At 63.1% G+C, this 25,625-nt stretch carries 21 protein-coding genes; 9 read left to right on the forward strand and 12 right to left on the reverse strand.

Going from position 1 to position 25,625, the window contains the following annotated elements:
• Positions 1-81 precede the first annotated feature (81 nt).
• A complete protein-coding gene (locus tag WLQ66_RS03815) occupies positions 82-2,175 on the forward strand; it encodes a DEAD/DEAH box helicase (RefSeq protein WP_340545060.1) in 2,094 nt (697 codons plus the stop codon).
• Positions 2,176-2,399: 224 nt separating this feature from the next.
• On the opposite strand, the gene WLQ66_RS03820 is transcribed toward WLQ66_RS03815, so the two are convergent.
• Positions 2,400-3,023, reverse strand: a complete 624-nt coding sequence (locus tag WLQ66_RS03820) for a DnaJ domain-containing protein (RefSeq protein WP_340545061.1) — start codon at positions 3,021-3,023, stop codon at positions 2,400-2,402.
• A gap of 118 nt (positions 3,024-3,141) precedes the next feature.
• Here WLQ66_RS03820 and WLQ66_RS03825 point away from each other — a divergent pair, with 118 nt between their 5' ends.
• Positions 3,142-3,396: a BolA family protein gene (locus tag WLQ66_RS03825; protein WP_340545062.1), complete on the forward strand. Its 255-nt coding sequence runs from the start codon at positions 3,142-3,144 to the stop codon at positions 3,394-3,396.
• A 74-nt stretch (positions 3,397-3,470) separates the two neighbouring features.
• Here WLQ66_RS03825 and WLQ66_RS03830 read toward each other — a convergent pair whose 3' ends face one another.
• Together WLQ66_RS03830 and gatB are read right to left on the reverse strand one after the other, a co-directional pair.
• Entirely contained in the window at positions 3,471-4,142 is a 672-nt protein-coding gene (locus WLQ66_RS03830) for a DUF4177 domain-containing protein (protein ID WP_340545063.1), read from the reverse strand.
• Between the two features lie 231 nt (positions 4,143-4,373).
• Positions 4,374-5,885: an Asp-tRNA(Asn)/Glu-tRNA(Gln) amidotransferase subunit GatB gene (gene gatB / locus WLQ66_RS03835; RefSeq protein WP_340545064.1), complete on the reverse strand. Its 1,512-nt coding sequence runs from the start codon at positions 5,883-5,885 to the stop codon at positions 4,374-4,376.
• Positions 5,886-6,172: 287 nt separating this feature from the next.
• Here gatB and WLQ66_RS03840 point away from each other — a divergent pair, with 287 nt between their 5' ends.
• A complete protein-coding gene (locus WLQ66_RS03840; RefSeq protein ID WP_340545065.1) occupies positions 6,173-8,554 on the forward strand; it encodes a Tex family protein in 2,382 nt (793 codons plus the stop codon).
• A gap of 19 nt (positions 8,555-8,573) precedes the next feature.
• Here the strand turns inward: WLQ66_RS03840 and WLQ66_RS03845 are convergent, their stop codons facing one another.
• The 3 genes from WLQ66_RS03845 to pepN all read right to left on the reverse strand — a co-directional run bounded on the left by WLQ66_RS03845 (position 8,574) and on the right by pepN (position 13,232).
• Complete coding sequence (locus WLQ66_RS03845; protein WP_374015626.1) at positions 8,574-9,908, reverse strand: hypothetical protein; 1,335 nt, start codon at positions 9,906-9,908, stop codon at positions 8,574-8,576.
• Positions 9,909-10,085: 177 nt separating this feature from the next.
• Positions 10,086-10,562: a hypothetical protein gene (locus WLQ66_RS03850; RefSeq protein WP_340545067.1), complete on the reverse strand. Its 477-nt coding sequence runs from the start codon at positions 10,560-10,562 to the stop codon at positions 10,086-10,088.
• Between the two features lie 105 nt (positions 10,563-10,667).
• Positions 10,668-13,232, reverse strand: coding sequence for an aminopeptidase N (pepN, locus tag WLQ66_RS03855; protein ID WP_340545068.1), 2,565 nt, complete (start codon positions 13,230-13,232; stop codon positions 10,668-10,670).
• A gap of 121 nt (positions 13,233-13,353) precedes the next feature.
• On the opposite strand from pepN, the gene WLQ66_RS03860 reads away from it, so the two are divergent.
• From WLQ66_RS03860 to WLQ66_RS03875, 4 genes are all read left to right on the forward strand, one after another.
• Positions 13,354-13,554 (forward strand): hypothetical protein, encoded by a 201-nt coding sequence (locus WLQ66_RS03860; protein ID WP_340545069.1) that lies wholly within the window; start codon positions 13,354-13,356, stop codon positions 13,552-13,554.
• A gap of 236 nt (positions 13,555-13,790) precedes the next feature.
• A complete protein-coding gene (locus WLQ66_RS03865; protein ID WP_340545070.1) occupies positions 13,791-15,923 on the forward strand; it encodes a malate synthase G in 2,133 nt (710 codons plus the stop codon).
• A gap of 66 nt (positions 15,924-15,989) precedes the next feature.
• Positions 15,990-16,415: a GlcG/HbpS family heme-binding protein gene (locus tag WLQ66_RS03870; RefSeq protein WP_340545071.1), complete on the forward strand. Its 426-nt coding sequence runs from the start codon at positions 15,990-15,992 to the stop codon at positions 16,413-16,415.
• A 203-nt stretch (positions 16,416-16,618) separates the two neighbouring features.
• A complete protein-coding gene (locus WLQ66_RS03875; protein ID WP_340545072.1) occupies positions 16,619-17,398 on the forward strand; it encodes a gamma-glutamyl-gamma-aminobutyrate hydrolase family protein in 780 nt (259 codons plus the stop codon).
• Between the two features lie 87 nt (positions 17,399-17,485).
• On the opposite strand, the gene WLQ66_RS03880 is transcribed toward WLQ66_RS03875, so the two are convergent.
• Both WLQ66_RS03880 and WLQ66_RS03885 read right to left on the reverse strand, forming a co-directional pair.
• A complete protein-coding gene (locus tag WLQ66_RS03880) occupies positions 17,486-19,726 on the reverse strand; it encodes a xanthine dehydrogenase family protein molybdopterin-binding subunit (protein ID WP_340545073.1) in 2,241 nt (746 codons plus the stop codon).
• A gap of 3 nt (positions 19,727-19,729) precedes the next feature.
• Positions 19,730-20,194 (reverse strand): (2Fe-2S)-binding protein, encoded by a 465-nt coding sequence (locus WLQ66_RS03885; protein ID WP_340545074.1) that lies wholly within the window; start codon positions 20,192-20,194, stop codon positions 19,730-19,732.
• A 60-nt stretch (positions 20,195-20,254) separates the two neighbouring features.
• Here WLQ66_RS03885 and WLQ66_RS03890 point away from each other — a divergent pair, with 60 nt between their 5' ends.
• Positions 20,255-20,878, forward strand: a complete 624-nt coding sequence (locus WLQ66_RS03890; RefSeq protein WP_340545075.1) for a TetR/AcrR family transcriptional regulator — start codon at positions 20,255-20,257, stop codon at positions 20,876-20,878.
• Positions 20,879-20,962: 84 nt separating this feature from the next.
• Here WLQ66_RS03890 and kynA read toward each other — a convergent pair whose 3' ends face one another.
• From kynA to WLQ66_RS03910, 4 genes are all read right to left on the reverse strand, one after another.
• Positions 20,963-21,796: a tryptophan 2,3-dioxygenase gene (gene kynA, locus WLQ66_RS03895; protein ID WP_340545076.1), complete on the reverse strand. Its 834-nt coding sequence runs from the start codon at positions 21,794-21,796 to the stop codon at positions 20,963-20,965.
• Between the two features lie 152 nt (positions 21,797-21,948).
• On the reverse strand, positions 21,949-23,142 hold the full coding sequence (gene kynU, locus WLQ66_RS03900) for a kynureninase (RefSeq protein WP_340545077.1): 1,194 nt from the start codon (positions 23,140-23,142) through the stop codon (positions 21,949-21,951).
• Positions 23,143-23,241: 99 nt separating this feature from the next.
• A complete protein-coding gene (locus WLQ66_RS03905) occupies positions 23,242-23,625 on the reverse strand; it encodes an MmcQ/YjbR family DNA-binding protein (RefSeq protein ID WP_340545078.1) in 384 nt (127 codons plus the stop codon).
• Positions 23,625-24,377 carry an SDR family NAD(P)-dependent oxidoreductase gene (locus tag WLQ66_RS03910; protein WP_340545079.1) on the reverse strand — a complete coding sequence of 251 codons (753 nt, stop codon included), beginning with the start codon at positions 24,375-24,377 and terminating at the stop codon, positions 23,625-23,627. The genes WLQ66_RS03905 and WLQ66_RS03910 overlap by 1 nt, the downstream gene beginning before the upstream one ends.
• Before the next feature lie 247 nt (positions 24,378-24,624).
• On the opposite strand from WLQ66_RS03910, the gene WLQ66_RS03915 reads away from it, so the two are divergent.
• Complete coding sequence (locus WLQ66_RS03915; protein WP_340545080.1) at positions 24,625-25,578, forward strand: MBL fold metallo-hydrolase; 954 nt, start codon at positions 24,625-24,627, stop codon at positions 25,576-25,578.
• Positions 25,579-25,625 lie beyond the last annotated feature (47 nt).

Below are 25,625 nucleotides of genomic sequence, written 5' to 3' on the forward strand. Positions count from 1 at the left end.
CGCGTTCCTGCGCAGTCGGGGACATTCCCGATATTCGGCGTGCCCTTTGGCGGCGCGCCCCGCAGCAAGCGAAATGAAATCTTGAAAACAGCACTCGAACAAGCGCTTCAGGCGCGCGGCTACGAGCATTTGACACCCGTTCAACAGGCCGTCACCGCGCCCGAGCTGGATCAGTCCGACCTTCTGGTGTCGGCACAGACCGGTTCCGGCAAAACCGTAGGCTTCGGCCTGGCGATGGCCCCTACATTGCTGGGTGAGGCCGAGAAACTGGACCGGGCCGAACTGCCGCTGGCGCTGGTCATCGCGCCGACGCGCGAACTGGCGTTGCAGGTGAAACGCGAACTGGGCTGGCTCTATGCCGAGGCCGGTGCGCAGGTCGTCTCCACCGTGGGCGGTATGGACATGCGCGACGAACGCCGCGCGCTGGAGCGTGGCGCGCATATCGTCGTGGCCACCCCCGGTCGTCTGCGCGATCACATCATGCGCGGCTCGATCAACCTGTCGCAGGTACGCGCCGTGGTGCTGGACGAAGCTGACGAGATGCTGGATCTGGGCTTCCGCGAGGATCTGGAGTTCATTCTGGGCGAATCCCCGGAAGACCGCCGCACCCTGATGTTCTCGGCAACTGTGCCGACTGGTATCGCGCGTCTGGCGGAGACCTATCTCAAGGATCACCAGCGGATCAAAACCGTGGCTGAAGCCTCGCAGCACGCGGATATCGAATACCAGATGCTGGCTGTGGCGCAGCGCGACGTCGAAAACGCCGTTATCAACGTGCTGCGCTTCCACGAGTCGCCCAATGCGATCGTGTTCTGCAACACCCGTGCGGTGGTGAACCGGATGACCACGCGGCTGAGCAATCGCGGATTTTCCGTGGTTGCCCTGTCGGGCGAGCTGTCCCAGGCGGAGCGGAGCAACGCGTTGCAATCCCTGCGCGACGGGCGGGCGCGGGTTTGCGTGGCCACCGATGTGGCGGCGCGCGGGATTGACCTGCCGAAGCTGGATCTGGTGATTCATGCGGATCTGCCGTCCAGCCACGAAACCCTGTTGCACCGCTCGGGCCGTACCGGCCGTGCCGGGCGCCAGGGTGTGTCCGCGCTGATTGTACCGCCAAAAGCCAAGGGCAAGGCCCTGCGCCTGCTGCGTGCCGCCAAGATCACCGCAGAAACCAGCCCGGCCCCCAGTGCCGATGATGTGCGCGCCCGCGACTTTGAACGTCTCTTGGGTGACAAGGCCTGGAGCGAGCCGGTCAGCGAAAATGAGACCGCCCCGGTGGCGGAACTGGTCGAGCGTTTCTCTCCCGAGCAGCTGGCCGCCGCCTATCTGCGCCTGTTCCACGACCGCCACAGCGCGCCGGAAGAGCTGAGCGATCCGCAGATGGACAAGCGCGAGCGGGAAGAGCGGGCGCCCTTTGGCCCCTCCGTCTGGTTTGCGGTCAGTGGTGGTCGCAAGGCCGGTGCAGAGCCGCGCCGCCTGCTGCCGATGCTGTGCAATGCCGGCAATCTGACCAAAGACGACATCGGCGCGATCCGCATTCAGTTCGACCAGAGCTATGTCGAGGTGCGCGAAAGCAGTGCCGATGCGTTCTGGGGTGCGGTCAAACATGGTGAGCTGGAAGAGGGCGCCACGGTAACGCGTCTGGACAAGGCGCCAGATCTGCCGAAATCGCCGCGCCCGCAGAACCGGGACCGCGATGGTTTCCGCGATGACAAACGTGGCCCCCGTGGCCAGGATCGTGGTGAGCGCAAGCCCTACGGCGACAAACCCAGCTATGACAAGCCGCGCGGTGACAAACCCCGGGGCGACAAGCCTGCCTATGGTGACAAGCCTGCCTATGGTGACAAGCCACGGAGCAGCAAGCCCTATGGCGACAAACCCCGTGGCGACAAGCCCAGCTATGGCGACAAGCCGCGCTTTGAGAAACCAAAGCGCACGGGCGAAGGCGGCAAGGCCACGGTGACTGCGCGCGGCCCGTCGGATCGTGCCGCCAGCCCCTCAAAACCCGCCAAGCCGGCGGTTCCGGGCAAGCCCAAGGGCGATTGGTCCAATCCGGGGAAATCGGGCCGCAAGGGCGCACCGCCACCAAAGGGCAAGCCGACCAGCAAGAAGAACAAGGCCCGGGCAGCAGTTGCCAAAACAGGCGGAGCGGCGCGGCCGCAGCGCAAGGGCAGCTAACATCCGAGCCTGTCAGCAAGACAGAAAGCCACGGCACCGATCTGCCGTGGCTTTTTCATTTAGGGACAAATCTCTGCCCCGCGCCGGTCCGTAGCTGTCCAGTGGCGGGCGTCGGAATGCTGCAAGCTTCTGGCGTTGCAAAGCCCAGAGGTTGCACAAAGAAAAAGCGCCGCTTGCGCGACGCTCTGGTTTTCTGTCTGGCTGGTTCGGGGCGCAACTACCGCTTATTTGAAGCTGCGGCTGTCCTTGATCTGGTCCCAGGCCCAGACCACCTCTTGCAGCTGTTCTTCCTGGCTGCGGTCGCCACCGTTCATGTCGGGGTGCAGCACCTTGATCAGCTTCTTATAGGCTTTGCGGATGTCTGCCTTGCTCCAGTCGTCCTTGGCCTCAAGCACTTCCAGCGCGCGGCGTTCGGTCGGGGGCAGGCGGCGCCCGGCCTGGGCTGAGCGACCCGGATTCCGGGTGGCGTTCTGGCCCAGCACCTGATGCGGATCCTCGATGCCCAGCCGCGCCCAGGCGCGCGCCTCGGGGTCACCCATCGGTTTGGTCTGGCGTTCCCAGACTTTGTCCTTGGATTGCTGGGCGTTCAATTCGGCCTCGGTGGTGCCTTCAAAGAAGTTCCACTTGGTATTGTATTCGCGCACGTGCTCCTGGCAGAACCAGTAGTAATCATCCAGCACATCCGGTGCCTTGGGCGCGCGGAATTTGCCGGGTTCATCGCAGCCATCCTTGTCGCAGATGCGCTGCGAGGTCTCGGACGCGCCGGTGGCGGCCCGCCGGCCGCGGGGGTTCTTTTTCTTCGCTGACCGGATGGACATATCGAAACCAAAGGGATCTGACTTGGTCATGGGGCGCACCTTCTAGACGCAACTGTTCGACTCGGAGGCAGCAGTTTAGTCTAAGGGGCGGCAGATTGAAGGGGGCTGGGAAAATTAATACGGGGATTTTTATGCAGGACACGCCAGAATGAGCATCCGTGAAGAGATCGAGACGCGTCTGCGCGACGCATTTGCACCACGCGCATTGCGGGTTGAGGATGAGAGCGACCAGCACGTCGGCCACGCCGGTCACGACGGGCGTGGCGAAAGCCATTTCAACGTATATATCCGGGCCGATGGCTTTGCCGAGATGTCCCGCGTGGCGCAGCATCGCGCCGTGCATAAGGCGCTGGGCGATATCGTGCCGCGCATCCACGCGCTGGCGCTGGATATCGGGGTCTAGCGGCCAAAGTCAGGCAAAGCCCCGCCGATGTGCCACAATGGCAACGCTGGCGGGGAATTGCATCCGGGGGCTGGTCAGCTGTTTGCCGGATCCTCGGAGGATTTTTCCGATCTGGTCAGTTTTGGTTCTGCTTTTGGCGCGGGTTTGGCGGCGCCATCTTTCGGGGTGGCGGCAAGGCTGGCGCGGGCTTTCAGGGCGGCGGTCAGGCCGGACACCGGGCTCAGCTCCTCGACGCCGTCATCGGCGACCATAGAGCGGGCGCCCCGGCCCGGAACGGCAATGGCGCCTGCCGGGGCCTCTGGGTCGCCGGCGATGGCGATGGGTGGCGCGACAGCGCTGGTGGTGGCCGGGCCAAGCGTCGGGACTGCTGGTGTCTCCTCCGCGGGGGGCGCCGCGGCAGCTGCCGCTGTGCTGTGATCCGCCGCTTGGGCGGGGGGCTGCGCTGCGAGCTGCGCGGTGATCTGGGCGGCCAGCTGAGCCACGGCCTGAGCCTGCAACTGCTCGGCGGCGGCTGGCAGCGCACGGCGGAAGATCAGCACGTTGCGCCAGTTCGTCGTCGAGCCGGTCAGCCCGCTGCGCTCTTCGGATGGCAGCAGCTCCGCGCGCTGATATTCCCAGCCCTCTGCCGCCATGTCGTTCAGCAGGATATCAATGGAATTGGCAAAGCGGGCTTCGGCGGTTTTGACGCCCTTGGCCTTGGTGCCCTTGGCGGGGGCGGGGACAACTTTGTATTCAAAAGCTTGCATAAACGTCTCCTGTGTCGGCGGCAGGTTTAGCGCAAGCGTGCGGGGGGTCAAGCGTCCGCGTTCCCCATGGGCGGGGACCTGTCGGGCGGCAGTATACCCCAATTGCCGCTGCGGCTTCCAGATCATCGCGTTCGGGTTGGGGGGTGGCAGCGCCTTTCACACGACAAAGGGCGCCACCGGGGCGCCCTTGCGTGGTTCTTATCTGAGGGCGTTGCGTGCCCGGTGGCCGGATCAGCCGCCCAGCTTCTGCGCCACCAGCTTGTTCACGGCGGCCGGATTCGCCTTTCCGCCGGTGGCCTTCATCACCTGGCCGACAAACCAGCCTGCCAGTTTCGGGTTCACCTTGGCCTTCTCCACCTGCGCGGGGTTGGCGGCGATGATCTCGTCCAGCGCGGCTTCGATGGCGCCGGTATCTGTCACCTGCTTCATGCCGCGCTCTTCGACGATCTGAGCGGGGTCGCCGCCTTCGGTATAGACGATCTCAAAGAGGTCCTTGGCGATCTTGCCGGAGATCGCGTCGGAGGCGATCAGGTCGATGATGCCGCCCAGCTGGGCAGGTGAGACCGGGGAGTCGGTGATCGTGTGGTCTTCTTTCTTCAGGCGGCCGAACAGCTCGTTGATGACCCAGTTCGCAGCCAGCTTGCCGCTGCGGCCCTTGGCGGTTTCCTCGAAGAAGGCCGCCGATTCCACATCCGCGGTCAGTACCGAGGCGTCATAGTCGCTGAGGCCGAAGTCTTTGATGAAACGTGCCTTTTTCTCGTCCGGCAGCTCCGGCAGGCTGGCGGCGATATCATCGACCCAGGCCTGTTCGATTTCCAGCGGCAAGAGGTCGGGATCGGGGAAATAGCGGTAGTCATGCGCCTCTTCCTTGGAGCGCATGGAGCGGGTTTCGCCCTTGTCCGGATCGTACAGGCGGGTTTCCTGCATGATCTCGCCACCTGCCTCGATGATGGCGATCTGGCGGCGGGCTTCGACCTCGATCGCCTGCTGGATGAAGCGCATCGAGTTCATGTTCTTGATTTCGCAGCGGGTGCCGAGGTGGGAGAAGTCCTGGGTTTCCTGATACTTCTCGTACTGGCCCGGCAGGCAGACGGAGACGTTCACGTCGGCGCGCAGGTTGCCGTTCTGCATATTGCCGTCGCAGGTGCCGAGATACTGCATGATCTGGCGCAGCTTGGCGATATAGGCGGCGGCTTCTTCCGGGCCGCGGATGTCGGGGCGCGAGACGATCTCCATCAGGCAGACGCCGGTCCGGTTCAGGTCGACAAAGGACATGTTGGGATCCATGTCGTGGATCGACTTGCCCGCGTCCTGCTCCATGTGGATCCGCTCCACACGCACGTTGCGCGCGGTGCCGTCGCCCAGTTCCACCAGCACTTCGCCTTCGCCCACAATCGGGTGGTAAAGCTGGGAAATCTGGTAGCCCTGCGGCAGGTCGGGGTAGAAGTAGTTCTTGCGGTCAAAAGCCGACCACAGGTTGATATCGGCCTTCAGGCCCAGACCGGTGCGCACCGCCTGTTCAATGCAGTATTCGTTGATCACGGGCAGCATGCCGGGCATCGCCGCGTCCACAAAGGCCACGTTGGAGTTCGGCTCGGCGCCGAATTTGGTGGAGGCGCCTGAGAACAGCTTTGCATTGGAGCTGACCTGAGCATGCACCTCCATACCGATGACCAGTTCCCAGTCATGCTTGGCGCCCGCGATCACCTTGGGCTTGGGGAGTTCATATGTCAGGTCGAGCATGGTTTTCCGCCGTATCCGAATGTCCGATGTTGGCAAGCGTTCTAGGCCCCCGCGCGGGCAGGGGCAAGGGGGCATCGAGGGGCAGAAGGGTACATTGATTTGCCCTTTTGCATGGGCCGCAGGTCCGGGCAGCGCCCGTCCCGTGCCCATGGACGGGCGCTTCACGCCCACCCTCGGGACGGACTCTGCCCTTCGCAATGGTTCGCTCGGGGCTGATTCAGCCTCTTGGCGAGACGTTCCGGCAGGGCTAGTACTGGCAGCCCGAGCAGAAATTTCAGGAGGCCGCCTTGGACACATCCGCCCGCATCAGCCAGACCATTGCCACGGAAATCGGCGCCGCCGCCAAACAGGTGAGTGCCGCCGTTGCGCTGCTGGATGAAGGCGCCACAGTGCCCTTTGTTGCGCGCTACCGGAAGGAGGTCACGGGCGGGCTGGATGACACCCAGCTGCGCACGCTGGCGGAGCGTCTGGACTATCTGCGTGAGCTGGAAAAGCGTCGGGCGGCCATCCTCGACTCGATCAAGGGGCAGGACAAGCTGACTGATGATCTGGCCGCCTCGATTGCCAAGGCGGAGACCAAGGCGCAGCTGGAGGATATCTATCTGCCCTACAAGCCGAAGCGGCGCACCAAGGCGATGATCGCCAAGGAGAACGGGCTGGAGCCGCTGGCGGATGCCATTCTGGCCGACCGCGGCACCGACCCGGAGGCGCTGGCCGAAGGCTATGTTACCGAGGCGGTCGTGACGGTGAAGGACGCGCTGAACGGCGCGCGGGATATCCTGACCGAGCGGCTGACGGAGAATGCAACCCTCTTGGGCCGACTGCGGGAGTTCCTCCAGAAGGAGGCGGTGCTCACCGCCAAGGTGGTCGAGGGCAAGGAGCAGGAGGGGGCGAAATTCTCCGACTATTTCGCGCATTCCGAACGCTGGGCGGATGTGCCCTCGCACCGGGCGCTGGCGATGCTGCGGGGATCAAACGAGGGCGTGCTGACGCTGGACGTCGGGCCGGAGCCGGAGGAAGGCGTGGCGCGCGCCGAGGCGATGGTGGCGGCGGTGCTGGGCGCGGGCGGCAACGGGCCGGGAGATGTCTGGCTGCGCAAGGTCGCGGGCTGGTGCTGGCGGGTGAAACTGTCGCTCTCGATGATGCTGGAGCTGATGGGCGATCTGCGCGGCCGGGCGCAGGAGGATGCGATTCAGGTTTTTGCCCGCAATCTGAAGGATCTGTTGTTTGCCGCGCCAGCCGGTGCGCGGCCGACTCTCGGGCTGGATCCAGGCATTCGCACCGGCGTCAAGGCGGCGGTGGTTGACGCAACCGGAAAACTGGTGGCCACCGAGACGTTGTACCCGTTCCAGCCGAAGAACGATCTGCGCGGGGCGCAGGTGTCGATTGTGAAGCTGATTGCCGAACATGGCGTTGAGCTGATCGCCATTGGCAACGGGACCGCCAGCCGCGAGACCGAGCGGATGGTGGCGGAGGTGCTGCAACACCTGCCGGCCAAGGTGAAGGCGCCGACCAAGGTGGTGGTTTCCGAGGCCGGCGCCTCGGTCTATTCCGCCTCCGAGCTGGCAGCGCGGGAGTTCCCGGATCTGGATGTCTCCTTGCGCGGTGCGGTCTCGATTGCCCGCCGCCTCCAGGATCCGCTGGCGGAACTGGTGAAGATCGAACCGAAGAGCATCGGCGTTGGCCAGTACCAGCATGATGTGGACCAGCACAAACTCTCGAAATCGCTGGAGGCGGTGATTGAGGATGTGGTGAACGCCGTGGGGGTGGACCTCAACATGGCATCGGCGCCGCTGCTGAGCCATGTCTCGGGGCTTGGTCCCGGCCTGGCGGAGGCGATTGTGGCGCATCGTGACATGAACGGCGCGTTCAACTCGCGCAAGGAACTGCTGAAGGTCGCGCGCCTCGGCCCCAAGGCATTTGAGCAATGCGCGGGATTCCTGCGGATCCGCGATGGCAAGGAGCCGCTGGATGCGTCCTCAGTTCACCCCGAAAGCTATGATGTGGCGCGCAAGATCGTGGTGGCCTGCGGCCGTGATATCCGCCAGATCATGGGCGATGGTGCGGCGCTGAAAGGCTTGCGGGCAGAGGATTTTGTGGGCGGCGACGTGGGCCTGCCGACGGTTCGGGATATCTTTGCGGAACTGGAGAAACCGGGCCGTGACCCGCGCCCGTCTTTTGTGACGGCGTCCTTTAAGGATGGGGTGGAGACGATCACCGACCTGAAACCCGGCATGGTGCTGGAGGGCACGGTCACCAATGTCGCGGGTTTTGGGGCATTCGTGGACATTGGGGTGCATCAGGATGGGCTGGTGCACGTGAGCCAGCTGGCCGACCGCTTCGTGAAAGACCCGCATGAGGTGGTGAAGACAGGACAGGTGGTCAAGGTCACTGTCACCGAGGTGGATGTGCCGCGAAAGCGCATCGCCCTCACCATGAAGAAGGACGGCGGTGCCTCAGCCAGAGAGGAGCGCAATGCTCGCGGCCCGGCCAAGGGCGCAGCTCCGCAGCGTGGTGGCAAGCCCGGTGGGCATTCGGGCGGCGGCAAGCGCCAGATGTCCGCTGGCCCAAAGGGTGGTCAGGGCAGGGGGCAGGGTTCAGGTCAAAGCTCTGGCCAAACCACAGGCGCGCTGGGTGCGGCCCTGTTGGATGCGTTCAAAAAAACCTGAGCGATGCTGCGCGGCCCGCCTAATCAGGCGAGACGCGCAGCCCTTTGGCGGAAAACTCCACCCGCTGGCCGGCCTCGATTTCGCTGCGAAACAGGCCGGCGATGAAGCGCAGCGCGTCCCGGCGGCCATGGTCGGCAAACCGGCGCGGTGAGGCGATGCGCAGGTTGTTGTCGAACCGCTGCGCGGCGTGGGCCCAGATCAGCGGATGAATTTCGCGCAGGTGGTCGCGGATCAGCCAATCCGCCGCCCCGGCGATCTCGCCGCGCTGCCCGGTGGTGGTCGTTGCTGTCTCTTCGACATAACGCAGCGCCACCGCGCAGTAAGAGGCCAGCAGGTTGATCATTTCCTGATCCGGTCGGCGTGAGACTATATCGCGCAAGCCATCCATGAAGAAGTCGATGTCGACGCGGGCGCAGGCTTCCGGGTCCAAGGCGATGGCGTCGAAATAGACCCAGGCGTAGCCGCCGTCGCCCCAGATCTCTTGTGTACGGGCGGCAGTGCGGCGCGCTTCGAGGTCGAGGGCATCGTAGCTGCCGAACCAGCGCGGCAGCATATGGGTGCCGAGACTGCGCATGTGGCGGTGATTGTCGGGGTCCAGGTCGATGAGTGCGGCGAAATCATCCGCCACCTGCGTCGCGCTGGCGGATCGTTGCCCGGCGAGCAGCGCGGTTTTCGCTGCGGCAATAAACGGGCTGTCGAGGGCAATACCATCCAGCGGATGCAGCAAGGCGGCTGCCCTGTCGAAATGGGCGGCGCAACGCTGGCCATTGGCCACGGTGATTGACAGGACATCGGAATAGCCGCGCCAGATCCAGGCCACATCAATATGGGCGAGGGCCACCAGAGTGCGCAGATAAGGATCGTCGCGGTGTTCCACGCACATCGTCTCCAGCCCCATGACGCCTTCGATCATCTTGCGCCGGTCCCCGGCGTGGCCAAGGCTGAGCGCGTGTTCGACGGCATTGACCACATCGCTGCGCGCGCCATGGGCCAGAAGCTCGGCAACGGGCAGGCCATGCGGCGTATTCTGGCGGGCCTTGTCGGCTTTTGCGATCTCTGCGGAGAGGTCGGTCCAGCGGTCCTGACGGGCCAGAAACTGTCCCTTGTCCTGAAGCGTTGCGCAGTCGCTTTCGCCCTGATCCGGCTCGCAGACCGGCACGATGAGCTGCTGCGGCGGGTGATCCGGGCGGTCTGCGGCGCGGCGGGGAGCGGTTGCCTGATCCTGCCTGCTGCGGGCGGCAGCGCAGGGGGGCGCCGCTGTGTTTTGCGTGAGGGTCGCCCGGCCTTCACCGGGTAGCAGAGTTGAAAATACCTGTCTGATAAGGTCGCGCGCTGGGGTGTTTTTGTTGAGCATATCCATGTCCGCGTGCTGGCAGCTGAAATCACTGCAATCAGACTGGCTGTTCTTTGGGGCGCAATCATGGCGGGCGCGCGCCATTGCGATGGACGATTGGGATATTCCAGTGGCAGGTTAACGCGGGTTAAGATTTGCCTGTGTGGCGGCGGGGCGTCGTTTTGGGGAGGTCCGCGCTCAATAGATGCGGAAGTGATGCCGCCTGACGGGCAGGCCTGCTGCGGTGAGGGCCTGTTCAAGGATCTGATGCGGTGGCAGGCAATCGGGGGGAATGCGCAACCGCTTGCCCGCCTCCGTATGAACGGTGGCGCGGTGAGAAAAGTCCCAGCGCCGGTCGAGCGTGACATGGCTTATCCGATTGATCGGCAGGTCTACGGCGCCGGAGGCATTGCGCCAGCAGAGCCGTGTTGCATCCAGCTTCAGACTGGCAGTCGGGTTGCGCCAGAGTTCCCAGAGGCCGGGCAGCATTGGCAGGATCAGCAGCAGCGAGATCCAGAGCGCGACGGAAAGCGCCAGCGACAGCGCCGCAATCCCGGCCCCCCACAGGCCGAGGGCGAGCAGCAGGCGTGGCGAGCGGGCGGCCCGGCTGTAGTGATAGGCGGGAATGACTGCCCGGCGGCTCGTCGGCGGATCTGTCATCGGAGCATCAGCCATGAGGCGGGGCCTCGATGACAGATGGTTCGCGCCGGGGCGCGGAGGAGCGGCGGCGGATTGCGAACGGGCCATGATATGGCCCGCTCTTCTGCGCGGCCTGTCGCATCACCCCTTCAGGATCCGGCTGACCATTTCATGGGTGTCCCGGCTCAGCCCGTCAGTGGCCAGAATGCGCTCCAGCTCGGCCCGGACCAGCGCCTGACGCGCGCTGTCGTAGCGCGTCCAGGTCTGGAAGGCAGCACACATCCGTGCGGTGGTTTGCGGGTTCAGCGGGTCCAGCGCGATGAGGTTCTGCGCCAGCAGGGAATAGCCTGCACCGCTGTCATGGTGAAAGCCTGCGTGATGGCCGGCAAGCGCGCCCATAACGGCGCGGAACCGGTTGGGATTCTTCATGCTGAACAGTGGGTGCTGGGTCAGCTCTGCGGCCGTGCGAGCGGCGGCGTCTGGCGCGGCGCAGGCCACTTGCAGGGCAAACCATTTGTCCATCACCAGACGGTCGTCCTGCCACTGATCAAAGAAGGCCTGGCTCTGGTCCGCGCCTTTCTCCGCCTTCATCAGGCTTGCCAGTGCGGCATATTGCTGGGTCATGTTGTCGGCGGTCTGATACTGGCGCGCAGCCTGATCGCCACCGTCGAGACGGGTCAGCAGCGCCAGAATACGGCCGTTCAGCGCCCGCAGGCCCGCGCCATGGGCGTCGGGCTGATAGGGGCCATCGACAGTTGTGGCGGCATAGAGCCGGGGCAGGCTGGTTTCCAGCTGCTGCGCCAGGGTCTGGGTGAAGGTCTCCGCCGCGTCGTAGATTTTCTGCGGGTCGGGTGTGACCCCACGATCGTGCAGGGTCTGGGCGATTTCCGACTGGCTGGGGGGAGACAGAACCAGCGCGCGGAAGGCGGGGTCCAGCGCATCGTCGCGCACCAGTTTGACCAGCGCATCAAGATAGGCCGTATCGGGGGCGATGCCATCGGTCACCATGGCGACGCGGGTTTCGGTCGCGAGGAGATTGCCGGCCTCCCAGCGGTTGAACGGGTCGGTGTCATGGGCCAGCAGGAAGGCGCGTTCTGTGTTGGTGGTCTCGCGCTCCAGGATCACCGGGGCCGAAAACTCCCGCAGGATGGACGGCACCGGTTTCGAGGCGAGGCCGTCAAAGGTGAAGCTCTGTCTGGCTTCGGTCAGCTCCAGCACTTCGGTGCCGCGCAGATCGTCGCCGTTGGGGGACAACAGGCCCACCGCGATCGGAATGACCCGCGGCGCCTTGTTCTGCTGGCCGGGTGTCGGCGGCGTTGATTGCTCAAATGTCAGGGTATAGGTGCCGTCGGCGTAATCCTCGGACACTTTTACCCGCGGCGTGCCTGCCTCGCTGTACCACAGCTTGAATTGGGTCAGGTCGCGGCCGGTTGCGTCCTCGAACACCTTCAGCCAATCCTCGATGGTGCAGGCCTGCCCGTCGTGGCGCTCGAAATAGAGCTTCAGCGCCTTGTAGTAGTTTTCATCGCCGACCAGCCGCTTCAGCATGCCGATTACCTCGGCGCCTTTTTCATAGACGGTGGCAGTGTAGAAGTTGTTGATTTCCTGAAACTGTTCCGGGCGCGGCGGATGGGCGAGGGGGCCGCCGTCCTCCGGGAACTGGCGGGCGCGCAGGGCGATGACGTCTTCGATCCGCTTCACCGGCTCCGATCGCATGTCGGCGGTGAACTGGGCGTCGCGATAGACGGTCAGCCCTTCCTTGAGGCAGAGCTGGAACCAGTCGCGGCAGGTGATGCGGTTGCCGGTCCAGTTGTGGAAATACTCATGCGCGATAATCGCCTCGATCCGTTCGAAATTGGCATCCGTGGAGGTTTCGGGTGATGCCAGTACGCAGGAGGAGTTGAAGATATTCAGCCCCTTGTTTTCCATCGCACCCATGTTGAAGTCGTCAACCGCGACGATGTTGAACAGATCGAGATCGTATTCGAGGCCATAGACATCCTCGTCCCATTTCATCGACTTCTTCAGCGCCTCCATGCCAAAAGCGCATTTGCCCTCATCCCCCGGACGGACCCAGATGTTCAGCTCGACATCCTTGCCGGATTTGGTGGTGAAGCGGTCGGGGTGGTTCACCAGATCGCCGGCCACCAGCGCAAAGAGATAGGCCGGTTTGGGCCAGGGGTCGTGCCATTCGGCCCAACCCTCGCCTGCGCCCACCGGGTTGCCGTTCGACAGCATCACCGGCGCGTCGGCTTCAATCCGGACCGAGAACGTCGACATCACGTCCGGGCGGTCCGGGTAGTAGGTGATCTTGCGGAACCCTTCGGCCTCGCATTGGGTGCAATACATGCCGCTGGACATGTAAAGCCCTTCCAGCGCGGTATTGGCGGCGGGGTCGATTTCCACCTCGGCCTCCCAGACGAAGGGGGTATCGGGGGTGGCGCAGGTCAGCCCGCCGTCGATCAGCTCGGGTGTCACCGGCGCACCGTCGATTTTGGCCGAGATCAGCTTCAGCGCTTCGCCGTGCAGGAATAACCGGGGATCGGCGGCCTCGGCTTTGGGCGAAAACCGGATCTTGCTCAGAACGCGGGTGGCATTCGGCGAGAGTTGAAACGTCAGCTCGACCTTCTCCACCTCAAATCCGAAGGGTTTGTAATCCTTTAGATAAATCGTCTCCGGTGCGGTGGCGGGCGCGGCATCTTTCATGGTTTTTTCCTGTTCCATGGAACCCGGATGGGTCCGTCAGCGTATCTATACCAAGACTATGTACCAGCGGCTGCGGCCCCGCGCCAGCAACCGTGCAAACTTGTAGACAAAGGAGCGGCCCATGTCGGCACCTGACACCAATGTTGAACGCGAAGAGAAACTGCACAAACCGGCCCTATTGGGCATTCGGGGCGTCGTTGTTGCGGTGCTTTTGATGTTCGCCGTCTTCCTGTTGTGGGTTTTCAACAAAGGTGGCGAGCAGGACGTGGTCGAAGCACCGCAGACCGCCGCCGAAGTGCAGGCGACCATCGCCGGTGACTGACCCTGTATGACAATCTGATATTCCTCCCCGACTTGCCCGGTAGCTCGCTACCGGGCTTTTTCTGTTTGGAGAGTGTCGCTAGTCTGAGAGACGGTCAGCGCTGTCGGGCATCTGTAGAGATTATTTGAAGCAGTTTCGCATGAATTGGTAAACTAATATTACCGTCGACGTTGATGATACGGAACTATTGGTGTATCGGGGGCAGTAATACGCCCAGTTAACAGGAGGATGGCCCCATGAGCGGGATGCAGGAACGTCATGATATGCAGGTGGCTGACACGCTGGTGTCCTTCATCGAGGACAAGGCGCTGCCTGGCACCGGTGTCACGACAGATGCCTTCTGGGGTGGACTGGCCGGTCTGGTCAACGGCATGGGTGACGAAAATCGCGCATTGCTGGCCAAACGCGCCGATCTTCAGGGACAGATTGATGCCTGGCACATCGCGCGCCGGGGCCAGGCCCATGACGCGGCGGCCTATGAGGCGTTTTTGCGCGAGATCGGCTATCTGCTGCCCGAAGGGGATGATTTCGAGATCGAGACGCAGAATGTTGACGATGAAATCGCCAATGTTCCGGGGCCGCAGCTGGTGGTGCCGATCACCAACGCGCGATTTGCCCTGAATGCGGCCAATGCGCGCTGGGGCAGCCTGTATGATGCGCTTTACGGCACGGATGCCATGGGCGACCTGCCGGAGGGCAAAGGCTATGATGCCGGGCGGGGCGCGCGGGTGATCGCATGGGGGCGTGGGTTCCTCGATCAGACCTTCCCGCTTGCTGACGGGTCGTGGTCGGACTGCACTGGCCTGTCGGTTGAGGATGGCGCGCTGGTGCCTGCGCTCAAGGATGCGACGCAGTTTGCAGGCTATGACGGCGCCGCCGCCACGCCGGGCAAGATCCTGCTAAAAAACAACGGGCTGCATGCAGTGATCGTGGTCGATGCCGAGGGCAATATCGGCAAGGGCGATCAGGCGGGGATCAACGATATCATCCTGGAATCCGCGCTGTCGACCATCATGGATTGCGAAGACTCCGTTGCCTGCGTGGACAGTGAGGACAAGGTCACGGCCTATTCCAACTGGCTGGGCCTGATGAAGCGTGACCTTTCCGAGGAGGTGAGCAAGGGTGGGACCACCTTTACCCGCGTGCTGAATGACGATCTGTCCTTCACCGCGCCGGATGGGTCCGACCTGCGGCTAAAGGGGCGCTCGCTGCTGCTGGTGCGCAACGTCGGCCATCTGATGACCAATCCAGCGGTTCTGGACAGCGAAGGCCGTGAGGCGGGCGAAGGCTTCATGGATGCGATGATCACCGTGCTCTGCGCCATGCACGACCTCCAGGCGGAGGGCGGCAATTCGCTGCATGGTTCGGTCTATGTGGTGAAGCCGAAGATGCACGGGCCCGAGGAAGTCGCCTTTACCAACCGGATCTTTGACCATGTCGAAGACGCGCTGGGCCTGCCGCGCCACACGGTCAAGATTGGTATCATGGATGAGGAACGCCGCACCTCGGTGAACCTCAAGGCATGTATCCGCGCGGCCAAGCATCGTGTGGCCTTTATCAACACCGGCTTCCTGGATCGGACCGGCGATGAGATCCACACCTCGATGGAAGCAGGCCCGATGCTGCGCAAGGGCGAGATGAAATCGACCCCCTGGATTGCCTCCTACGAGGATCGCAATGTCGATATCGGTCTGGCCTGCGGTCTGAAGGGTCGGGCGCAGATCGGCAAGGGGATGTGGGCGATGCCGGATCGCATGGGCGAGATGCTGGAGGCCAAGATCGGCCACCCGAAATCCGGCGCGACCTGTGCATGGGTGCCGTCGCCGACGGCGGCGACCCTGCACGCCACCCATTACCACCATGTTGATGTCCATGCGGTGCAGGACAGCCTGAAGGCAGCCGGTGCGCGCGGAACCCTTGCGGATCTGCTCACCATTCCGGTGATGGATGGTCAGAACCTGTCGGACGCCGATATCGCGCAAGAGATCGAGAACAACGCGCAGGGCATCCTGGGCTATGTGGTGCGCTGGGTTGATCAGGGCGTCGGCTGCTCCAAGGTGCCCGATATCCACGACGTGGGGCTGATGGAAGACCGGGCGACCTGTCGGATTTCCAGCCAGGCGCTGGCCAACTGGCTGCATCATGGCGTGGTGGACGAGGCGCAGGTCATGGCCGCGATGCAGAAAATGGCGGCGGTTGTGGACCAGCAGAATGCGGGTGATCCGAGCTATACGCCGATGGCACCCGGATTTGACGGGGTTGCCTTTCAGGCGGCCTGCGATCTGGTGTTCCGTGGTCGCGTCCAGCCCTCCGGCTATACCGAGCCGGTGCTGCACGCCCGCCGCCTGGAGCTGAAGGCGCAGGGCTGAGAAAAACGACTGGGGTCGGGCGGTCTGCCCGGCCCCTTTTTTATGTGCACATCAAGGACAATAGACATGACCCTCACTCTGGATCAGGCCCGCAGCATCATCGAACATACCCGCGCCAAGGGGCGGGAGATGGCGCTGAAACCGCTCTCTGTCGTAGTCTTGGACGCGGGCGGACATGTGCTTGCCTTTGAACGCGAGGACGGCGCCGCGCCCGGCCGCTTTGCCATCGCCCATGGCAAGGCCTATGGCGCGGTGATGCTGGGCATGGCTGGCACTGCGCAGATGGCGCGCGCTGAACAGCAGGCCTATTTCATGGCAGCCGTGAACGGTGTCTACGGCGGGCAGGTCGTACCGGTCCCCGGTGGCGTTTTGCTGCGCAGTGATGCAGGTGCGGTGATCGGGGCTGTGGGGGTCACCGGCGATACCTCCGACAATGACGCCGAGGCGGCGATGGCCGGGATCCGCGCCACCGGGCTGACCGGGGAAGCGTGAGCCGAGGCGCCCGCTGACGAGCTGGCAGATGATCGCGATCTGCCGAAAGCTGCGGCGGAGATACAGCTTTTTACGGCAAAGCGGCAGGTTGCGCCCCATAGGGGAATTGCAACCCGCCGCGGCAGGGCTGTAGGATTGCGGTGACCCGGAGATGCTGTCCGAGGATGGACAGAAGGGCCGGCGCCCAAACCGCTGAGGACAGAATGACACGCCCCAAAGTCGGCATTATTGGCAATTCCTATCTCATCAATGATGAATACCCCGCCCATGCCGGGGGGACGATGAACTCCGAGGCGGTGGCCGAGGTTGCAGGCTGTATGCCGCTGCTGATTCCGTCGGATCCCCGGTTTCTGACGGTGGAGGAGCTGCTGGAGAGCTTTGATGGCTTTCTATTGACCGGCGGGCGGCCGAATGTGCACCCGCATGAATACGGCGAGGCCGAGACGGATGCCCATGGCGCCTTTGACCGGGCGCGTGATGCCATCACCCTGCCGCTGGTGCGCGCCTGCGTCGAGCGGGGGCAGCCGTTTCTTGGCATCTGTCGTGGCTTTCAGGAGGTGAATGTGGCCATGGGTGGCACGCTTTACCCGGAAATCCGCGATCTGCCGGGACGGATGAACCACCGGATGCCCCCCGACGGGACACTGGAAGAGAAATTCGCCATGCGCCACATCGTTGAGCTGAGTGAAGGCGGCGTTTTCCATCGTCTGTTCGGTGCGGCGGAGGTGATGACCAATTCGCTGCATGGGCAGGGGATCAAGGTGCCGGGCAAGCGGATCGTCATCGACGGAACCGCCCCTGACAGCACACCCGAGGCGATCTATGTGAAAGACGCTCCCGGTTTTACCCTTGCGGTGCAATGGCATCCAGAGTGGGACGCCGCGAATGACCCGGTGTCGCGGCCTTTGTTCACCGCCTTTGGTGACGCGGTGCGCGCCTGGGCGGAGGGTGCGGGCAGACCAACCCAACGGAAATCGGCCTGAGGCACGACATCGGCCTGAGGCATCCGGTCTTTGACTACCCGTAGGCACCTCAATCGGCACCGCCTTTAGGGCGGTGCCGTTGGTCTTTCAGACCAGCAGATCAAACTCATGTATCAGCGGCAGCTGACGGGCGCGTTTGCCGGTCAGATCGAAGATCGCATTGGCCAGCGCCGGGGCCGCCGGGGGTGTGCCGGGTTCCCCGGCGCCGCCCATGCGGGGCTGGTTTTCCAGCAGCGCGACCTGCACCTCGGGCATCGTGTGCATGCGCAGGGCGTCATAGTCGGGGAAATTCTGCTGCTGGACCGCGCCACCGTCAAAGGTGATCTCGCCAAAGCAGGCCGCAGACAGACCGTAGACCATGCCGCCAAACATCTGCGCGCGGGTGTTCTGCGGGTCGATGACACGGCCCAGATCTGCGGCGATCCAGGCTTTGGTCATGCGAATCTGCCCGTCCTGGTCGGCGACCTCGATGACCTGCGCCACCGGCGTGCCGAAACTATAGGCAAGCGCCACACCCCGGCCGATGCCATCGGCTGTCTTGCCGGTCCAGCCGGACATGTCTCGCACGGTTTCCAGCACCTTGGCAGCAGGCTCCCACTCGGCGCGGGCCAGCTCCAGCCTGAATTCCAGCGGATCGCGCCCGGCGGCATGGGCCATTTCGTCGATGATACAATCGGAGAAGAAGCCGTTGAAGGAGGCCCCCACCGAGCGCCAGAAGCCGACGGGAATCATCGGTTTGGCCAGATAGCCTTCGACGCGGAAATTGGGGATGGCGAGCGGCTGGTTGAAGGCGGTATCCACATGCCCCTTGTCCGGGCCGGACATTGGCAGGCCGAGCATCCGGCCAGCGCCTTCGACGGTGGTCGATTGCGCGGCGATTTTGCCGTGGACCATCACCGCCTTGCCGTCCTTTACCGCGGCGCGGTAGCGGGCGATGGCGCCTGGGCGGTAGAAGTCATGGGTCATGTCTTGCTCGCGGCTCCATGTCAGCTGCACCGGGGTGTCGGGCATCTGCAATGCGATCTGAACGGCGCGGTCGGTATAATCGGTTTCAATCCGCCGCCCAAATCCGCCGCCGAGGTAGGTTGTATTGACCTCAACCGCCTCGGCATCGAGCCCGGCAAGCGCTGCGGCGTTTTTCTGCACCACGGTGGGCCCCTGATTGGGCGCCCAGATTTGCAGCGCATCCCCGGAGTAAAGCGCGGTCGCGTTCATCGGCTCCATCGTGGCATGGGCCAGATAGGGCAGGCGATATTCCGCTTCGATCACGGTTGCCCCGTCCGGCAGCGCGTCCACATCGCCGTCATCGCGCAGGGTCGAGTTGGGGGCAGTGTCAAAACTGCGGGCGATCTCGTCAAAAATCGCGTCGGTTGTCTCGGGGTAAGGGGCTGCCTTCCACGTTATGTCAATGGCATCCACGGCCTGCTGCGCGAGCCAGGTGTTGCTGGCAACCACCGCGACAGCATCGCCAAGATCCAGTACCTTTTCCACACCGGCCATGCCTTCGGCTGCGCTGGCGTCAAAGGCGGTCTTGCCCACGCCGAAATGCGGGCTTTGTTTGATGGCGGCGAATTTCATGCCCGGCAGGCGGACGTCGACGCCGAATTCTGCGGTGCCGGTGGATTTGGCAACCATGTCGATGCGGGGCACATCCTTGCCGATCAGGCGCCAGCTCGACGCCGGGCGCAGATCCGCCTCGACAGGGTCAAGGGCGGCGGCTGCAACGGCAAGGCTGCCATAGGGCAGGCGGGTGCCATCCGGCGCGATGACATGACCATCTTCGGTGGCGAGCTGATCGCGTCCGACTGCCAGCTGCTCCGCAGCGGCCTGTTTCAGGGTCTCGCGGGCGCTGGCGCCCGCATGGCGCATCCGCTCAAAGCCGTCGCGCATGGAAGAGGAGCCGCCGGTGACCTGAAGATCAAGGAACTTGGCCATGTGACCGACGATTTCGCCCAGTGAATGCTGCAGAGGCGAGCTGTCATAGCCCCGTCCGGGCAGCGCCTCTGACATCATGGCGCTGTTGTAATAGGCCTTGGCGGCGGGGCCGTGCAGGACCGTGACCTTGGCCGGATCCACGTCCAGCTCTTCGGCGATCAGACTGGCCCAGGCGGATTTGACACCCTGTCCCATCTCCGCCCGGGGCGCCATCAGAGTGACGCCGGATTGATCCACAAACACAAAAGGGTTGAGCACCGCGCGACCATCCTTCTGGTCGAGCGGGTTGGGAGCGGGCTGGTGGTACTTATAGGTGCCAAAGGCGACGCCACCTACGATGGCAGCAGAGCCGATGAGAAAGCTGCGGCGGGCGATTTTCCTGATGCTGGCCATGGCTCAGACCTCCTTCATCATTTTGGCGGCGTCATGGATAGCGGCGCGGATTCGGGGGTAGGTGCCACAGCGGCAGAGGTTGCCCTGCATCGCCTCGTCGATATCGGCATCCGAGGGGGCGGGGTTTTCCGCCAGCAGGCTCGCGGCCTGCATGATCTGGCCGGACTGGCAGTAGCCACATTGCGCGACCTGATTGGCGACCCAGGCTTTTTGCACGGCGGCCATGGCGTCGGGTGTGCCGATCCCCTCGATGGTGGTGACGTCACCCCAGACATCGGACAGCGCCACCTGGCAGGAGCGCACCGCCTCGCCGTCAATGTGCACGGTGCAGGCGCCACAGGCCGCGACGCCACAGCCGAATTTGGTGCCGGTCAGGCCGACTTCATCGCGCAGCACCCAAAGAAGCGGCACGTCGTCAGGCAGGTCAATCTGATGGGATTTCCCGTTGATGCGAAGGCTGGTGGACATTGGGTGTCCTTTCTGTGCTGGCTGCGTGACTTTGTGACAAAATGATGTATATGTGTCAGTGTGTCAATTGACAAATTTGGTGTCGAATGTCAGAACTGCGCTATGGACATGCAGCAGATCGACCCCAAACAGCGCAACATTCTGGAATCCGCCTGGGAAGCCTTTGCGACCTATGGGTTTCGCAAGACTTCAATGGATGACATTGCCAAGCGGGCGGGGATGTCTCGCCCTGCGGTCTATCTGCATTTCAAGAACAAGGAAGCCATCCTGAAGGCGTTGATTGATGCCTATTACGCCGAGACAGCGCGAGCGGTCCACGCAGCGCTGACCGCAGACGGGGATCTTCAGTCGAAGGTTCTGAACGCATTCGACGCGCAGGGCGGCCCGGCTATAGAGGCTATGCTGAGCACGCCCCACGGGATGGAAACGCTGGAAGCCAGCATGAACGCCGCCGGCGATCACATTGAGGCCGGCGAATGCCTGATGCGCGGGGTTTATGCGGATTGGCTAAAGGATATGGCGGCTGCGGGACTGGTGCGGTTGGCCGGCACGCCGCAGGATGTGGCGCGCAGCTTTTGCAGTGCCATGAAGGGCGTCAAACATACCTCGGCAGATTATGCCGCCTACCGCTCGGGCGTTCGCCAACTGGCGCTGTTGTTCGCGGCTGCGCTGTCGCCGCGCTGACTGGAGCAGGTTGACTGAGGGCAGGTCCAAATGGGGCAGCCTTGGGGGCGGGCAGGGCTGGCCTGCCGCCGATCCCATCTGGCGTCAGAGCGTGGTGCGCAGGTGCCAGAGCTCGGGGAACAGCTCCACCTCCAGCATCCGTTTCAGATAGCTGACGCCACCGGTGCCGCCGGTGCCGCGTTTGAAGCCGATGACCCGTTCCACCGTGGTGACATGGTTGAAACGCCAGCGGCGGAAATAATCCTCAAAATCCACCAGTTTCTCGGCCAGCTCGTAGAGATCCCAATGCGCTTCGGTATTGCGGTAGACCTCGGTCCAGGCCGCCTCAACCGCCGGATTGGGGCTATAGGTTTCGGAGAGGTCACGGTTCAGCACCTCTTCGGGCAGCTCAAACCGCTTGGACAGGGCGCGCAGGGCAACATCATAGAGCGAGGGCTGGCGCAGTTCTTCTTCCAGTAGCGCCAGAATGTCGGGGCGGTGGGCGTGCGGGCGCAGCATCGCCTTGTTGCGGTTGCCGAGCATGAATTCGATCTGGCGATACTGATGCGACTGAAAGCCGGAACTCTGCCCCAGTTCATTGCGAAAGGCAGAATAATCCGAGGGTGTCATGGTGCGCAGCACATCCCAGGCAGAGTTCAGCTGTTCGAAGATCCGCGCCACGCGGGCCAGCATCTTGAACGCCTCATGCGGTTTCTCCGCCAGCAGGCGCGCGCGCGCGGCGGTCAGCTCGTGAATGGCGAGGCGCATCCAAAGCTCTGAGGTCTGATGCTGGATGATGAACAGCATCTCGTCATGGGTGTTGGTCCAGGTCTTCTGCGCGGTCAGCAGCGTGTCGAGCGACAGGTAGTCGCCATAGGACATGCGCCCGTCAAACGACATCTGCGCGCCTTCCTTGGCGGGATCATAGGGGGTGGACATGGAAAGGCTCCTTGGTGTTCCGGTAGTGTATCAGATTGCGGGAACGGGGGCCTTTCTTGCGTTGAGCGTACCGCATTGGGCCAGTCGTCGCCACAGGGCGATCCAGCCTGCTGGCCGGCACAGTGGCAGGCGATATGCGGGCAGGCTCGCCATCAGGTGACTGCGTTGCGGGTTTTGTATTCCGGGCGATCCCAGAGCGCGTTGGTCATCACGTCCTCGATGATATCAACAGCGGCCCTGACGTCACCTTCGTCAATGTAGAGCGGGGTGAAGCCGAAGCGCATTATATCCGGCGCGCGGAAGTCTCCCACCACCCCACGGGCGATGAGCGCCTGCATGGCGGCATAACCTTCATGGAAGCGGAAGGACACCTGGCTGCCACGGGCGTTGCCGTCGCGCGGCGAGGCAAGAGTGAGATCGGGGCAGCGGGATTCCACCTCGGCAATGAACAGATCGCAAAGTTCGATGGATCTGGCGCGCACATCGGCCATATCGGCCATGTCCCAGATATCCATCGAGGCCTCGAGTGCGGCCAGCTGTAACACCGGCGGCGTGCCGACGCGCATCCGTTCGATCCCGCTGCCGGGTTTGTAATTCAGGTCGAATTCAAACGGCGCGGCGTGACCCAGCCAGCCGGAGAGCGCCGGGCGGACCGTGTCGGCATGGCGCGGCGCCACATAGATGAACGCTGGACCACCGGGGCCGCTGTTGAGGTATTTATAGGTACATCCTACGGCGAAATCGGCCTTGCAGCCTGCCAGATCGACCGGCAGCGCACCTGCGGAATGGGCCAGATCCCAGACCGTCACGACACCGGCAGCATGGGCCTGTTCGGTCAGCGCCTTCATATCGTGCTTGCGACCGCTGCGGTAATCGACTTCGGTCAGCATCAGCACGGCAATGTCGTCGGTGATATGGGCGCTGACCTCCTCCGGTGCGACCACGCGAAGCGAATAGTCCGGGCCAAGCGATTTCACCAGACCTTCGACCATATAGAGATCGGAAGGGAAGTTGCCGCTGTCAGACAGGACCACCTTGCGCGATGGGTTCAGCTCCAGTGCCGAGGCGACGGCCTGATAGACCTTGATCGACAGGGTGTCACCCATCACCACATGGCCGGGTTCTGCGCCGATCAGCCGGGCAATCCGGTCGCCGATGGCGGTTGGTTTCTGCATCCACCCGGCCCTGTTCCAGCCGGTGATCAGCATCTCGCCCCATTCGTCCTCGATCGTGCTGCGCACCCGTTCGGCGGTTGCACGCGGCATCGGACCCAGAGAATTGCCATCGAGGTAGATCATCCCTTCGGGCAGGGAAAACATAGCCTTGGTTGCGGCGAAATCGGTCATCTGAACCTCGTGATCATGGGCGGCCTGACGGACGGAGTGGTTTGTTTTAGGCTTAAAGCTTCTCGAGTGCTACCGCATCGGATCTGTCCTGTCCAGAGATTAGCGGCTGGTGGGATCCAGCTGCGGTTCCGGAATGCCCAGTTCAGTTCGTTTTCGTTTCGACAGACCGGCGGTCACCAGACTGTACGACAGGCTGATCTGCTCTTTCAGCTCGGCATCGGTCAGGCCGGGATCTTTGAAATGTTGCAGCCACTTCATCCCGCGCGAGGCCAGATAGGGCGCCGGGCGGACGCCCGGTCGCTCCTGCAAAACCTCAAAGGCGATCTCGCCCGTCTTGAAGGTAAAGGCGTCCTTGCCCTCGGCCCAGCCGCAGATGGCAAAGACCTTGCCTCCTGCCTTCCACACATCGGCATCACCCCATTGGATGACATGCGATGTAGCGGGGAAGCTGGCGCAGAAGGCGTTGAACTCGTCGCGGGTCATCAGGTCTGCCCACCTGCGATTTCGATGGTTTGCCCGTTGATAGACTGAGAGCCTGGACCACAGAGCCACAGCAGCGCGGCGGCAACCTCATCCGGTTGGATCAGCCGCTTGTGCCGGTTCGCAGAGACCATGATCTTCAGCGCCTGTTCTTCGCTCACTCCGGCGCGCTGAGAGATCGAGGTGACGTTGCGGTCGATGATCGGCGTATCGACATAGCCGGGGCAGAGCGCGTTGAAGGTATAGGGCGTGCCCAGATAATCCTCGCTCAGCGATCGGGTCAGGCCGATCAGCCCGTGTTTGCTGGCCGAATAGCAGGGCGCGCCTTGCAGCCCGCGCAGGCCTGCGATGGAGGATACGGTGACGACACGGCCCCAGTCGGTCTGGCGCATGGATTTCATACATTCGCGGATCGTCAGAAAAGCGCCGTCGAGGTTGGTTGCCATCATGTTGCGCCAGAAGTCCATCGACATCTTGTGCAGGGCCTTGCCCTCGGCGATGCCTGCATTGGGGACGCAGATCTGCACCGGACCGCGAGCTGCGGTGGCGGCGTCAATTTTTGCGATCACGTCCTGTTCGTCGCGCACATCCATGGCGAGCGGATGCAGCCCATCGGTTGCGACCTCCTCCAGCACCTCCTGCCGACGGCCGGTGATCGTCACCGCAGCCCCCTCGGCGGCCAGCGCCTTGGCCATCGCCAGACCAATGCCGGTGCCTCCGCCGGTGATCAATGCGTGTTTTCCCTTGAGTGTCATGGTGTTGCTCCGCTGTTGTTCGTAACTGTTGGGGCCATGCGGGTGATCCCCACATGCAACCCGGATCTTGATATGAGCCTAACCGCCGCAGGGAGGCTGGCAAGATCTCCGTTCCGTCACTTATCAACCGGCACGGGCACAACGCTTGCGGCGACGGGTTTTGGAGAAATGGTTTACAGAAATATTCCTATGTGTGAATGTCACGACATGTGGCGACGAACCGCCACCAAGGCTGACGGAGGATCCCATGAAAGCTCTTGTCTGTGGCGTGGCAACCGCGCTGATGTTGCCTCTATGCGGGCTGGCCAGCGAAGATATCGCGGATCAATACCCGCAGTCCGAGCTTTACTCAAAGCCGGTGGAGGTGATCCCGCATGTGTTTTCGGCCATTGGAGCCACCGCGCCGCCAACCTATGAAAATGCCGGCCATAACAATAACCTGAGCTTCGTTGTGACCGAGGCGGGTGTTGTGGTGATCAATGCGGGGGCGTCTGATGCGCTGGCTGCCGCGCTCCATGCCGAGATCAAGGCGGTGACCGATCAGCCGGTGGTTCTGGTGATCAATGAAAACGGGCAGGGCCATGCGATGTTGGGCAACGGCTATTGGCGCGATCGGGGCGTTGACGTTCTGGCGCATGTAGATGCCACGGCCGAGGTGACGCAGAACGGTCATTTTATCCTTCAGGGGATGCAAGGCTACAATAAGGACAGGGCCGGGGACACGCGGGTGGAGCCTGCGAACCTGAGTTTTGAAGATCGCTACGATCTGTCACTTGGCGGGGTCGACTTTCAGGTCCTGCATCTTGGTCCGGCCCACGATCCGGGTGACACGCAGGTCTGGATTCCGCAGTGGGGGATGCTGATCGCAGGCGATATTGCCTTTCACGAGCGGATGTTGCCGATTTTTGAACATACCTGCACCAGCTGCTGGATCGAGACCTGGCAGGACAAGCTGGAACCGCTGGCGCCGACCTATGTGATCCCCGGCCATGGTCATCCGACCAACCTGGATCAGGTCCGGCACTACACGCTGGAGTATCTGCTCGATCTGCGCAGCAAGATTGGCGCCCATATCGAGGAGGGCGGCGATCTGGCCTCGGCCTATTACGTGGATCAGGCCCGCTGGCAGCAGCTCGATACTTTTGAGGAACTGGCGACCAAGAATGCCGGGCGTGTCTATGAGGAGATGGAGTGGGAATAGCGCGCCCGCCCGGTGATCTGTGCCCATCGTCATCCTTGCGACAAGAA

It is taken from the genome of Phaeobacter sp. A36a-5a (assembly GCF_037911135.1).
GTDB classification, from domain to species: Bacteria; Pseudomonadota; Alphaproteobacteria; order Rhodobacterales; family Rhodobacteraceae; genus Phaeobacter; species Phaeobacter bryozoorum.